The organism is Streptomyces sp. HB132 (assembly GCF_016909575.1).
Lineage (GTDB): Bacteria > Actinomycetota > Actinomycetes > Streptomycetales > Streptomycetaceae > Streptomyces.
In genome coordinates this window covers 628,635-640,979 of sequence record NZ_JAFBGA010000003.1, presented here as the reverse complement: position 1 = coordinate 640,979, position 12,345 = coordinate 628,635, and the positions used below count along the sequence as shown (strand labels likewise).

11 protein-coding genes and 1 tRNA gene are annotated in these 12,345 nt (G+C 71.1%); 8 read left to right on the top strand and 4 right to left on the bottom strand.

From position 1 onward, the window contains the following. Positions 1–35 precede the first annotated feature (35 nt). From JOC24_RS10615 to JOC24_RS10600, 4 genes are all read left to right on the top strand, one after another. Positions 36–1,196 carry an HpcH/HpaI aldolase/citrate lyase family protein gene (locus tag JOC24_RS10615; RefSeq protein WP_205019937.1) on the top strand — a complete coding sequence of 387 codons (1,161 nt, stop codon included), beginning with the start codon at positions 36–38 and terminating at the stop codon, positions 1,194–1,196. Positions 1,197–1,204: 8 nt separating this feature from the next. Then, a complete protein-coding gene (locus JOC24_RS10610; protein WP_205019936.1) occupies positions 1,205–3,730 on the top strand; it encodes a phosphoribosyltransferase in 2,526 nt (841 codons plus the stop codon). Positions 3,731–3,828: 98 nt separating this feature from the next. Then, positions 3,829–4,641, top strand: coding sequence for an HAD family hydrolase (locus tag JOC24_RS10605; RefSeq protein WP_205020028.1), 813 nt, complete (start codon positions 3,829–3,831; stop codon positions 4,639–4,641). Between the two features lie 61 nt (positions 4,642–4,702). Beyond that, positions 4,703–5,362, top strand: coding sequence for an O-methyltransferase (locus tag JOC24_RS10600; RefSeq protein ID WP_205019935.1), 660 nt, complete (start codon positions 4,703–4,705; stop codon positions 5,360–5,362). Positions 5,363–5,406: 44 nt separating this feature from the next. Here the strand turns inward: JOC24_RS10600 and JOC24_RS10595 are convergent, their stop codons facing one another. The 4 genes from JOC24_RS10595 to JOC24_RS10580 all read right to left on the bottom strand — a co-directional run bounded on the left by JOC24_RS10595 (position 5,407) and on the right by JOC24_RS10580 (position 8,700). Beyond that, positions 5,407–5,631, bottom strand: coding sequence for an FmdB family zinc ribbon protein (locus JOC24_RS10595; protein ID WP_205019934.1), 225 nt, complete (start codon positions 5,629–5,631; stop codon positions 5,407–5,409). A 9-nt stretch (positions 5,632–5,640) separates the two neighbouring features. After that, on the bottom strand, positions 5,641–6,228 hold the full coding sequence (locus JOC24_RS10590) for a DUF4383 domain-containing protein (protein WP_205019933.1): 588 nt from the start codon (positions 6,226–6,228) through the stop codon (positions 5,641–5,643). A 260-nt stretch (positions 6,229–6,488) separates the two neighbouring features. Continuing rightward, complete coding sequence (locus JOC24_RS10585; RefSeq protein WP_205019932.1) at positions 6,489–7,856, bottom strand: coiled-coil domain-containing protein; 1,368 nt, start codon at positions 7,854–7,856, stop codon at positions 6,489–6,491. A 70-nt stretch (positions 7,857–7,926) separates the two neighbouring features. Continuing rightward, a complete protein-coding gene (locus JOC24_RS10580; RefSeq protein WP_205019931.1) occupies positions 7,927–8,700 on the bottom strand; it encodes a DUF4097 family beta strand repeat-containing protein in 774 nt (257 codons plus the stop codon). Positions 8,701–8,901: 201 nt separating this feature from the next. Here JOC24_RS10580 and JOC24_RS10575 point away from each other — a divergent pair. The 4 genes from JOC24_RS10575 (at position 8,902) to JOC24_RS10560 (ending at position 12,039) form a co-directional block, all read left to right on the top strand. Continuing rightward, positions 8,902–8,976, top strand: a tRNA-Val gene (locus JOC24_RS10575). Positions 8,977–9,218: 242 nt separating this feature from the next. Further along, entirely contained in the window at positions 9,219–9,434 is a 216-nt protein-coding gene (locus tag JOC24_RS10570; protein ID WP_030988248.1) for a DUF6243 family protein, read from the top strand. Positions 9,435–10,153: 719 nt separating this feature from the next. Further along, a complete protein-coding gene (locus tag JOC24_RS10565; RefSeq protein WP_205019930.1) occupies positions 10,154–11,338 on the top strand; it encodes a globin domain-containing protein in 1,185 nt (394 codons plus the stop codon). Beyond that, a complete protein-coding gene (locus tag JOC24_RS10560; protein ID WP_205019929.1) occupies positions 11,335–12,039 on the top strand; it encodes a pyridoxamine 5'-phosphate oxidase family protein in 705 nt (234 codons plus the stop codon). Before JOC24_RS10565 ends, JOC24_RS10560 begins: the two co-directional genes overlap by 4 nt. The last annotated feature ends 306 nt before the right edge of the window (positions 12,040–12,345 follow it).

Genomic DNA, 12,345 nt, shown 5'->3' with positions numbered 1-12,345 from the left:
GTTTATCCGTCTCTATGGCAGTACGGGGGAATCACATGCGTCATTTCGGGCACATCTCGCCGGCTGTCCGGGAGAGTCTGTTCTTCAGGGAGCCGTGCGAATTCGACGCGGGTTCCTCCTCCCACCTGCTGTCGGTGGCTCTGGGTGCCACGCTCTACAGCCCCGCGACGCGGCCCCGGCTCGCGGACGACGTGATCAAGCAGACCGGGCAGGGCGTCGTCTCCATGGTGCTCTGCCTGGAGGATTCCATCGACGACGCCGAAGTGGTCGGCGCCGAGGCCAATCTGGTCCGGCAGTTCGCCGATCTCGACGCGCGGAACGCCGATGTGCCGCTGCTCTTCGTCAGGGTCCGCGAACCGGAACAGATCACCGATCTCGTGCGGCGGCTCGGAAGCTCCGTCCGATTGTTGTCCGGATTCGTACTACCCAAATTCACGGAAGAGCGGGGCGAGCTCTTCCTGGAAGCCCTGACCGCGGCCGAGGCGGACAGCGGGCACCGGCTCTTCGCCATGCCCGTCCTCGAGTCGCCCGAGCTGCTGCACCTGGAAACCAGGGGCGAGACACTCCAGGGAATCGCCCGCACCGTCGACAAGTACCGTCGGCGCGTCCTCGCGCTCCGGCTCGGCGTCACCGACTTCTGCTCCGCCTACGGTCTGCGCCGGGCCCCCGACATGACGGCGTACGACGTCCAGATCGTCGGCGCCGTCATCGGCGACGTCGTCAACGTGCTGGGCAGGTCGGACGGCACCGGCTTCACCATCACCGGGCCCGTCTGGGAGTACTTCCGCCTCCAGGAGCGCATGTTCAAGCCCCAGCTGCGCCGCAGCCCCTTCATGGGGCAGGCCGAGGAACTGCGCACCGCGCTCATCGAGCACGACCTCGACGGGCTGCTGCGCGAGATCGAGCTGGACCGGGCCAACGGACTGCTCGGCAAGACGTGCATCCACCCGTCGCACGTCCTGCCCGTGCACGCGCTGTCCGTCGTCAGCCACGAGGAGTACACCGACGCGCGGGACATCCTGCGACCCGAGCGGGGCGGCGGCGGAGTGCTGCGCTCCGCGTACACGAACAAGATGAACGAAGTGAAGCCGCACCGCGCCTGGGCCGAGCGGACCCTGCAACGGGCCGAGGTGTTCGGCGTCGCGCGTGAGGACGTCGGCTTCGTGGAACTCCTGGCCGCCGGTGTGACGAGCTGAGCGCGGACATGGACGAGCGCGGGCCGGCGAACGAGCCCCAACGGGAAGAAGAGGCAGTGGACGTGGAGTGGTCGGGTAACTGGGTCGCGGGGCGGCTCGGGATCGAGCTGGCCGGCGGCGGGGAGATCCGGGAGCTGCTGGGCCTCGCCCTGCGCCGTAACCCCAAGCGGGCCCATCTGCTCGTGTCGAACGTCCTGGGCAAGCACGTGCCGCAGCGGCCGTCCGTCGTCCACGGTGCGGGCTTCGAGCTCGGCGAACGGGTACGCGACCTCCTCGGCGAGGCGGAGGCCCGCCGCGCGGTCGTCCTCGGCTACGCGGAGACGGCCACAGGCCTCGGCCACGCCGTCGCGGACGGGCTCGGAGTGGCCCCGTACCTCCACTCGACGCGGCGCCCCGTCGCCGGGGTCGCGCAGGCGGGCGGCTTCGAGGAGGCGCACTCGCACGCCACCTCCCACCTGCTGCTGCCCGAGGACCCCGACCTGCTGGCCGCCGGCGCGCAGGGCTCGCCGCTGGTCCTGGTCGACGACGAGTTCTCCACCGGCAACACCGTGCTCAACACCATCAGGGCCCTCCACGCCCGCTACCCCCGGGAGCGGTACGTCATCGTCGCCCTGGTGGACATGCGGTCCGAGGCCGACCGGGGGCGGCTCGCCGGCTTCGCCGAGGAGGTCGGGGCCCGCGTCGACCTGGTGGCCCGCGCCCGTGGCACCGTGCGCCTGCCGGACGGGGTCCTGGAGAAGGGCCGGAGCCTGGTCGCCGCGCACGAGGCCGACGACACCGCGGGCGAACCACCGCCCCCGCGGTCCGCCCCCGCGCGCGTCACCCTCGACTGGCCCGCCGGCGTGCCCGACGGCGCGCGCCACGGATTCACCCCCGCCCACCGGGCGGCCCTGGAAGCCGCGCTGCCGGCCATGGCAGGCCGCATCGCCGACGCCCTGGGCGATGCCCGGCGGGTGCTCGTCCTCGGCTTCGAGGAGCTGATGTACGCGCCGCTGCGCCTCGCCACCGCACTTGAGGACGCCACCACGGCCGACGTCCGCTACTCCACCACCACCCGCTCACCCGTCCTCGCCGTCGACGACCCCGGCTACGCGATACGCAGCCGGCTCGTCTTCCCCGCCCACGACGACCCCGCGGACGGACCGGGCGACCGGTACGCCTACAACGTGGCGGGGGCCGGCTTCGACGCCGTCGTCGCCGTCGTCGACTCCACCGCCGACACCCCGGCGCTGCACGCCCCCGACGGACTGCTGGCACGGCTCGCCGGTCACACCGACCGGGTGCTGCTCGCGGTCGTTCCGTCGTACGTCCCGACGCCGGCCGCCGACAGGGTGCCGGCGCCGGACGCCGGCACGGTCCGGACGCCGACCTCGCACAGGCAGGAAGCCGCCATGCTGCCCGAACCCCTCCGGGGCCCCGCCTTCTCCTCCTACGCCGCGGAGGACGTCGGCTGGCTCCTCCAGGACCTCTCGGACACCCGACTGGAGGCCCCCACCGAGGAGCGTGAGGAGGCGATCCAGAGCGGCGGCGCCCACTACGCCGAATCGCTGCCCGTCGAATACCAGCCCAGCCCGCAGTACCAGGAACTGTTCAAGGCCGCCCTGGACACCTCGGCGGCCCGTATCGCCCGGGCCGTCGGCACCGTCACCGAGACGGTCCTCGCCGAACGCGGTCCCCGCCCCGTCCTGGTCTCCCTCGCCCGGGCCGGCACCCCCGTCGGCGTCCTCATGCGCCGATGGGCCCAGCACCGGCACGGTCTCGACCTGCCGCACTACGCCGTCTCCATCGTCCGGGGCCGCGGCATCGACGCCAACGCCCTGCGCTGGCTCGCCGCGCACCACGACCCGGCGGACGTCGTCTTCGTCGACGGGTGGACCGGGAAGGGTGCCATCACCCGCGAACTCGCGGCGGCGCTCGAGGACTTCGAGGGCTTCGACCCGGAGATCGCCGTGCTCGCCGACCCCGGCGGCTGCGTACGGACGTACGGGACGCGCGAGGACTTCCTCATCCCGTCCGCCTGCCTCAACTCGACCGTGTCCGGGCTGATCTCCCGAACGGTCCTGCGCGCGGACCTGGTCGGGCCGCACGACTTCCACGGCGCGAAGTTCTACCGGGAACTCGCCGGCACCGACGTCTCCGGCCTGTTCCTCGACACCATCGCCGCCCGCTTCGACGAGGTCGCCGCCGCCGTGGACGCCGAGGCCAAGGAACTGCTCGCGGCGGACCGCGCCCCCACCTGGGAGGGATGGGGCGCCGTCGAGCGGATCAGCGAGGAGTACGGCATCCACGACGTGAACCTGGTCAAGCCCGGTGTCGGCGAGACGACGCGGGTGCTGCTGCGGCGCGTCCCCTGGAAGATCCTGGCCAAGCGGGGGGCGGGTGCCGACCTCGACCACGTACGGCTGCTCGCCGAGCAGCGCGGAGTGCCCGTCGAGGAGGTCGGGGAACTTCCGTACACCTGCGTCGGGTTGATCCACCCCAAGTACACCCGCGGCGCCACCGGCGCGGACGGCACGGCGGTGAAGGGGAAGTGAGCGAAACCGTGGAAACGCCCGTGAGCACACCTCTGGACGGCCTTGTGACCGAGCCCCTGAGCGCCGCTGCGCACGCCACCTCCGGCGCCCCGGTGACGATGGTGGCCAGTGACCTCGACCGCACCCTCATCTACTCGGCGGGGTCCCTCCAGCTGACCATGCCGGACGAGCAGGCCCCGCGTCTGCTCTGCGTGGAGGTGTACGGCCACGCGCCCCTCTGCTACATGACGGAGACGGCCGCCGCGCTGCTCGACGAACTGGCCCGCACCACGGTGTTCGTCCCGGCCACCACCCGGACCCGGGAGCAGTACGGGCGCATCCACCTGCCCGGTCCCGCCCCCCGGTACGCCATCTGCGCCAACGGCGGACACATCCTCGTCGACGGCGTCTTCGACCCCGACTGGCACGACCACGTCCTCCGCCGGATCGCCGGCGAGTGCGCCTCCCTGGCCGAGGTCCGGGCCCATCTCCAGTCCTCTGCCGACCCGGCCTGGCTGCTCAAGGAACGGGTCGCCGAGGACCTCTTCGCCTACCTCGTCGTCGACCGTGCCGCCCTTCCCGAGGGCTGGGTGAAGGAGCTGTCGGCCTGGGCGGACGCCAAGGGATGGACGGTCTCCCTCCAGGGCCGAAAGGTCTACGCCGTGCCCAAGCCGCTCACCAAGAGCGCCGCGATGCACGAGGTGGCCCGCCGCTGCGGCGCGACGCTGACGCTCGCGGCCGGTGACTCGCTCCTGGACTCCGACCTGCTGCTCGCCGCCGACCGGGCCTGGCGCCCTGGCCACGGCGAGCTCGCCGACTGCGGCTGGGGAGCGCCCAACACCGAGGTGCTCCGGGAGCGGGGCGGCGCCGCGGGAGAGGAGATCCTGCGGCGTTTCCTGCGTGCGGCAGACCCCCGGCGGGCGGGTCGCTGATCGACGGCGAGCGTGATCCTCGGCAAGCTGGTGAGGGACGCCGCGAACCGAGGAGACGCCGATGACCAGAGGTAACAGCACCAAGATCACCGACGAGCTGTACGCGTACACGCTGGCCCACAACCCTCCGCTGGACGCGGTGCAGCAGGAGCTGGTGGAGACGACCTACGCCGAGCTGCCCGGTGTGGCGGGCATGCAGTCGGCGCAGGAGCAGGGGCCGCTGCTCGCCTTCCTCGTCAGGCTGACCGGTGCCAGGCACATCGTCGAGGTCGGTACCTTCACCGGCTTCTCGGCGCTGTCGATGGCCCGGGCGCTGCCCGCCGACGGGGTGCTGACCGCCTGCGACATCTCCGAGGAGTGGACGGCGTACGGCCTGGAGGCCTGGAAGAAGGCGGGCGTCGCCGACCGGATCGACCTGCGGATCGCGCCCGCGCTGGACACCCTGCGCGCGATGCCGGACGAGCCGCACATCGACATGGCCTACCTGGACGCGGACAAGGGCAACTACATCGCGTACTGGGAGGAACTGGTCCCGAGGATGCGCGTCGGCGGGCTCGTCGTCACCGACAACGTCCTCTTCCACGGCGGTGTCACCGATCCGCTGGCCACCGGGGACACCGCCGCCATCAGGGGCTTCAACGACCATGTGGCCGCCGATGCCCGGATGGACAGCGTGCTGCTGACCGTGTCGGACGGGCTGACGCTCTCGCGCAGGAAGTAGCGGGGCGCCGCTCCTGCCCGCGCGAGAGGTGGGGCGCCCCGGGTTCAGCCGCAGCAGCCGCCACCGCAGCAACCGCCGCCTCCGCCTCCGCCCGCGGGCGCGGAAGCCGGTGCGGAGGACGCCGAGCCACCCACCGCCACGGTGGAGAGCAGCTTCACGGTGTCCTCGTGTCCGGCGGGGCAGGAGGCGGGATCGGACGACTCGGCCATGGGACGGCTCAGTTCGAAGGTCTCGTCACAGGGGCGGCAGCGGTACTCGTAACGGGGCATGGCCCCAGATTAGAGCCTCTTACCCCTCGTGACCTCGGGCATCGGACCGGGAGCTCGGCGCTCCTGCCGCGCGACCTCCTCGGGGTGGCGGGCCCGCCAGTAGGGATTGTCGTGCGCCAGGCCGCCGCTGACCCTTCCGTACATGCCGAACGTCATGAGCAGCAGCCCGGCGATGAAGCTGAACAGGACGTTCTGCATCTGGAAGGCCAGGAAGTTCATGCTGCTGTCCAGCAGAGCCAGATTCACGAAGCCGCTGATGATGAAGGCGATGCCCAGGACCATGTTCAGGGTCGAGGCGAAGTTTCCGCCGATGACCATGCCGACGAAGAGCAGCAGCCCGACGCAGATGGACAGGATGCTCAGCGCGCCGTTGGTGTTGAGGCCACCCACCGTGTCACCGCCGGTGTCGAAGAACCCGATGCGGTCGATGAGGCCCAGGATGCCGAAGGCGAGGAGCAGCAGGCCCATCAGGCCCGCCCCCACACGGTAGAAGCGGCTGAGACTGTGATCGACGGGCAGGTGTTCGTCGAGGCGGATGGCCCTGCGACGGATGGGCGTGCCGCGTCGGTGCGCGGGATGCAGGACGGGTGCGGCCATGACGGCCTCCTTCGGCCGAATACGGCCATGACGCCTCGGCGGGAGCCGCTGCGTACTACCAGGATCGGCCCACCGGCCGCGGGGGACAAATCAGCGCTTGTCGGGCGGCTTGTCGCCGGCCGGCCGGGTGCTCGGCCGCTGAACCGGTCACCCCTGCCGCCCCCTCGGCCGGTCACCCCGGTCGCGCGCCGGCCGGTCGCCCCGGCTGATCGCGTCGGCGAAGGCGGCACGAGGGCGGTGCACGGAGGCCGGGCGCCGCGTCAGGCGCCGCCGCCCAGCTCCTCGCGGATCGCGGTGACCACCCGGTTCGCCGTCTGCCGGACGGCCTCCGTCTCGGTCAGGAAGTGCCAGTAGTCGGGGTGGCGCCCGTCGAGCCCGGCGACCGCCCGGTCCAGCCGCGCCACGGCGTCGTCCAGCGGCCGGGCATGGCGCGGGTCGGGCGTGTTCCGCCCGGCCATCGCGAGGCGCTGGGCGTCGCGGATCGCGAACCGGGTGCGGTCGATCTCAGCCTGCGGATTCTTGGCCACCGCATCGAGCCGCTGCAGCCGGTCGCCGGCGGCGGACACCGCCTCGTCGGTCGAGTTGAGCAGGGCCCGGACCGTACTCAGCCTGGACGTCGCATCGGCCCAGCGCTGCTCGGACCGTGCCGTGGCGGCCTCCGTCAGCTTCGCCTCGGCCTGCCGGACGTTCACCGCCGCCTGCTCGGGAACCGGCTGCAGGTCCTGCCAGCAGGCGGCCGAGAAGCGCCGCCGGAGCTCGCTGAGCACCGGCTCGACCTGCCCGGCGCGCGTCGTCAGCGCCTGGGCCCGGGTACGCAGCGAAACCAGCCTGCGGTCGATCTCGGCGGCCCGCTCGGGAAGCCTGTCCGCCTCCGACCTGACCGCCTCCGCGTCCCGCAACACCTGGTCGGCACGCTGCAGTGTCTCGGCCACGCCGTGCTGCCCGGCGCCCTGGTTGAGCTTGGTCAGCTCCGGGGCGAGGGCCGCGAGCCGGGCGGCCAGATCGTCCGCCCGCAGCCCGGACGCGCGTACGGCGTCCAGGGCGTTGCTCGCGGCGAGCAACGCCTGACGGGCCCGCTCCACGGCGGGAGCGAGCCGCGCGAGCTGGGTCTCCGCGCTGCTGAGCAGTGTCCCGAGGCCCTGGGCGAACCGGTCGAGCTCACCCTTCACCCGTACGAGCTCGTCCTTCGCCCGGGTCAGCTGGGTCCGCGCACCGGCCGCCGCCGAGGGTTCCAGGTCGTCCCGGTCGAGGTCGTGGGCGTCGACGGCGGTGATGTACTGATGGCTGACCTCGTCGATCCGACGGCCCAGCGCGGCGAAGTCCTCCGCGGTCCTGCGGGCGCGGGGGGAGCTGTCCACGGCGGTGATCGTCTCGATGGAGATCCGCAGATCGCGCTGAGCGGTGTCCAGGTCGTAGAAGGCGGCTGCCGCCGCGTCCTTCGCCGCCTGTGCGTCGGCCCGCTGGTTCTCCCCGCGACCCCCGAACCAGCGCCGCGTGCCGCCGCCCGCGAAGGCGCCCGGCAGTGCCGCGAGGACCAGAGGGACCGGCAGCAGCATCAGCACCAGGACGTCCCGGACGGCGGAACCAGCACTCGATTTCCCCTGCGGCCGCGTAGGTGTCGCCGTCACATCCCTCTCCCGTGCCGTTTCGCCCTGCCCGGTTCATTCTCGCACCAGTTAGGACGAACGCACGGGCCGGTTAGTTCGCACTTCGCACAGTGACTTCGCCGTTGTCGCTGCGGGCCTTCACCACGTGCCTGCTGCTCTCGCTACGGGGCACGTCGACGGAGACCTCACCGTTGTCGGCCTCCGCGGCCACCGCGTACGCCCTCTTCCCGGCCGGCAGGGAGATGGAGATGCTCCCGTTGTCACTGACGGTGTCGACCAGGTCCGGGGCCCGGGTGAGGCCGATCCTGACCGACCCGTTGTCGGAGCGCGCGATCACGGACCTGCCCGACACCCGCGCGGCCTCGATCGAGCCGTTGCCGGAGTCCAGCTCCAGCGGCCCGGAGACGTCACGCACATCGATCTCGCCGTTGTCGGCGGAGATCTTCAGGGGGACGTCGAAGCCGGCCGCGGTGACCCTCCCGTTGTCCCCCTGCACCGTCAGGGCCATTCCACGAGGCACCTTCACCTGGTGGTACGCCTCACAGTTGCTGACCACCCCCCGGCACTTCACCTCGAGCCTCAGCTCGTCCCCCTCCAGCTTCCACACGGGGTCCGGCCCACTGCCCAGCATGACCCACCCGTCGAAACGGCGGGTCACCTCGATCTGCTCCACGTCGGCGGGCACGAGATCCAGGATCGAGTTCTCGGCGTCGATGGTGAGCGTCTTCCCACCGAAGGCGAACGACTTGTGTTCCGCGGGGGCATCCTCCGCGTCCGTACCGCCACAACCGCTGAGCGCGGCGACGAGAAGGGCGGTCCCGGCGGTGGCGACGAGGGCGTCGGTGCGTCGTGAACGGATGGTCATGGTGTCAAGTCCCCCTGGGAGCGCTGCCGATGTGGCTTCACCGTATGTACGGGCCCACCCCGCGCACGATCCGGACGGCTACCGTCTCCGGGGTGGGGGTATCCCCACCCCCGAATACCCGAGGGCCCGGGGGAGCGGCGGGGGCGGGTGACCGGATTGCCGACGGGGGGCGTGGGCCATGTAATCTGTTGGCTCATCCGCGGGTGCGTAGCTCAGGGGTAGAGCGCTGCTCTTACAAAGCAGATGTCGGCGGTTCGAAACCGTCCGCGCCCACCAGCAGGAAGCACGACGAAGGCCCAGGTCACCGGCACCGAACCGGGAGCCTGGGCCTTGCTCGTCCATCAGTCGAGGGGCGGGGAAGAGGCGTCGTGCCGGTTACGTGCCGGATGCTTCGCCGGAATTCCGCCGGCCGGCCCGTCCCGGGAGCGTGATGGGCCCCTGCTGACGTCCTTCGACGTCGCCGCCCGTCCCCTACCGACGAATCCGTAGATCACTTCACATCATTACCGGGAGAACCCGTGACCGTGAGCAAGAACATCAACAACCCCGTGGGCATGGGCGGCGGCCAGCGCAAGAGGCTGTCCCGCGCCGAACGGCAGAACAACGGTCCGCACCGCAACCTCGACCGCCAGGGCGCAGCCGACCAGAAGGCGGAGCTGGTGCGCAAGATGCGCGAGAAGGCAGGCGCGGCCGAGGGCGCCGGGCAGGCGGGCGACGACACCGCACAGAGCTGAGGTACCGCCGCCGCAGGGTGGCACCGCACGGGGCAGGGCCCGGACCGCGACGCGCGGTCCGGGCCCTGCTGCCGTACCGGGCGCGACCGCCCCCGCTCAGCTCCCGGCCGTCCCTCCGGGGCAGCGATCTGCGAAGGTCCGGCACCGGACGCGGCCGGGTGATCGCGGACGCCCGCAGGCCTCGTGTTCTCCGTGAGGGGGCGCTGTGTATGTCCGGTGCGGCCGGGCACAAGGGAGTCGTCGGGCCGCCCGCTCGCGACTCGGCCCTCGCATGTATGTTCACTTGATCTCACAAATTTGCTTACCGAACCTACCCATCGCAAACGGGTTGAAGCTGTCCGGAGCCCGCATGGGTGGCGCCGGACCGTCGGAGACCCTGGTGATGCGGCTTGTCCGGCTCTCGTGAATTCTGGGGGGAGGGCTGGTCGCGATGCTTGATTTTCGGGCGAATTGCTCAGATTCGTGATCACGGGCGAGACATGAGGGGTGGGTTCCGCCCTGGCGCCTCATGTGCACAATGACTCGTCCGCTGATCACACTTTTGCTGTTCTGAACCCGAGCGACACGGAACGTCCTTCTAAGATTGCGAACTCTTTCTTGTCAGCACATCTGGTACGCCTGGTGATCCCCTCGCTCCGTGCGACACCCGCTGCCCCCCACGGTGTTTCCGCTCGACGAACGAGGAGGCGTCGCCGCCTCGCGCTCTTCGGGGGCAGAGCGTGACGTCCGCCCCGCTGACGTACCGGGAGATCTCCCTGGTGCGCACGAGCCTCTCGGTGGTCGCGCCGCAGGCCACGGAGATGACCGTCTACTTCTACGCGATCCTCTTCGCCCGGCACCCCGAAGTGCGGGCGTTGTTCCCGGAGAACATGGACGTCCAGCGGGACCGGCTGCTGCGCGGACTGCTGCGGATCATCGATCTCGTCGACGACGTCGACAACCTCGTGCGGTTCTGTTCCCGGCTGGGCCGGGACCATCGTAAGTTCGGGGCGCTGGACGCACATTACCCGGCAGTAGGCCAGTGTCTGGTCTCCTCCCTGGAGCGGTACGCCGGAACCGCGTGGAACCCCGAGGTCGCCGCGGCCTGGACCCACGCGTACAACCTCGCCGCCGAAGTGATGATCGCGGCCGCCGCCGACGACACCCGCCTGCGCCCTGCCTCCTGGGAGGCGCAGATCGTCGGGCATCAGCACCGCGGCCACGGCATCGCCGAGATCACCGTGCAGCCCGACCAGCCCTACCCGTACGTGGCCGGGCAGTACGTGAGCATGGAAACCCCCTGGTATCCGCGTACCTGGCGGCACTATTCCCCCGCCCACCCGCCGCGCACGGACCACACGCTGACGTTCCACGTCCGGGCGGTCCGCCAGGGCCAGGTCAGCAACGCTCTGGTTCACCACGCGGTCCCGGGACACAGGGTGCGGCTCGGCCCGCCCCAGGGCGACATGACCCTTGCCTCGGCGGGTGACCGTGACCTGTTGCTGGTGGCCGGCGGGACCGGTCTCGCGCCGATCCGCGCGCTGATCGAGGAAGCCGCCTTCTCCGGAATGCGCCGCTACGTGAGTCTCTTCGTCGGCGCCCGCACCGCCGAGGAGCTGTACGGCCTCAACGACATGCTGCGCCTGGCGCAACGCCACCACTGGCTGTCCGTCCGTGCGGCCGTCTCCCACGAGAACATTCCCGGCCAGCAGGGCACGCTCCCGCAGGTGCTGCACGAGTTCGGCCCCTGGGACCGGCACGAAGCCTTCCTGTGCGGTCCGCCCGACATGGTCACCACCGCGGTGCGTACCCTGCTGCACCAAGGCACCCCCCGAGCTCACATCCACCACGACCCGCTCGACACCCCCATCCTCACCGCGCCCCTCACGCCGCCCCGATCCGGTCAGGAGTTCGACCAGTTGTGACCAGCCACGACGCCACCCCCTCGCAGGGAGAGCGCCTGCTGCAGACCCATCTGGGCACCAGCGAACGCGCCGACGCCTTCTACGACCGGCAGGTCCACCCGCACCTGACCGAGGCCATGCGCGAATTCATCCAGCGCCAGTCGATGGTGTTCCTGTCCACCGCCGACGCCCGCGGTCACTGCGACGCCACCTTCCGCGGCGGTCCTCCCGGATTCGTCGCCGTACTCGACGACCGGACCCTGGCCTACCCCGAGTACCGCGGGAACGGTGTCCTGGCCAGCGCCGGCAACATCACCGAGAACCCGCACATCGGTCTGCTCTTCATGGACTTCACCCGCGACCACGTCGGACTGCACGTCAACGGCTCCGCCCAACTCGTGGGCGACCAGGAGCTGCGGGCCGTCCACGCCTGGATACCCGTCGACCCCGCCCCCGGGCGGCACCCGGTGCTGTGGACGGTCATCACCCTCCACGAGGCGTACATCCACTGCTCCAAGCACATACCGCACCTCGAACCCGCCCCCCGTCCCCTGGGGTTGGCCCGGGCACGTCGCAGGGACGCCGACTACTTCGTCGAGCCGGAACCGGCGCCCGCGGAGTACGGTGCGGTGCGGGGCGCGGCACCCACCGGCCCCGGCGTTCCCCATCACGCGTACGGCGATGCGAACGCGCACCCGCTGAGCGGCTCACGCGACCGCTGAGACGGGGCCGGGGGTGCCGTAGCCGCCGGAAGAACCGCCGAGTCCTGCCGGGCGGTCGTCACCCCCGCATCGTTCCCGGTCACGAAGGAAACGAGGACCCCGAGGGCGGCAGGCGTCCACCTGCCGGAGCGACTTCGTGGACACGCAGGATGACGCGCACGTCGCCATGTGGCCTTCCTCACAGTGAAATCGCGGGCGGTGAATGCAACTGCACCCTTTCGTCTCGTCTGTCTGTCCCGGCGTCGCCGTGTCGGCCGGGGTGGGTGAAGGAAATGTGACGGCTGATCACGGACCCGGTCATACGAT

Bases quoted from the DNA above. Each gene is read 5' to 3' on its own strand.
- JOC24_RS10615 (WP_205019937.1), top strand. From the start codon at position 36: ATGCGTCATTTCGGGCACATCTCGCCGGCTGTCCGGGAGAGTCTGTTC.
- JOC24_RS10610 (WP_205019936.1), top strand. From the start codon at position 1,205: ATGGACGAGCGCGGGCCGGCGAACGAGCCCCAACGGGAAGAAGAGGCA.
- JOC24_RS10605 (WP_205020028.1), top strand. From the start codon at position 3,829: ATGGTGGCCAGTGACCTCGACCGCACCCTCATCTACTCGGCGGGGTCC.
- JOC24_RS10600 (WP_205019935.1), top strand. From the start codon at position 4,703: ATGACCAGAGGTAACAGCACCAAGATCACCGACGAGCTGTACGCGTAC.
- JOC24_RS10595 (WP_205019934.1), bottom strand. From the start codon at position 5,631: ATGCCCCGTTACGAGTACCGCTGCCGCCCCTGTGACGAGACCTTCGAA.
- JOC24_RS10590 (WP_205019933.1), bottom strand. From the start codon at position 6,228: ATGGCCGCACCCGTCCTGCATCCCGCGCACCGACGCGGCACGCCCATC.
- JOC24_RS10580 (WP_205019931.1), bottom strand. From the start codon at position 8,700: ATGACCATCCGTTCACGACGCACCGACGCCCTCGTCGCCACCGCCGGG.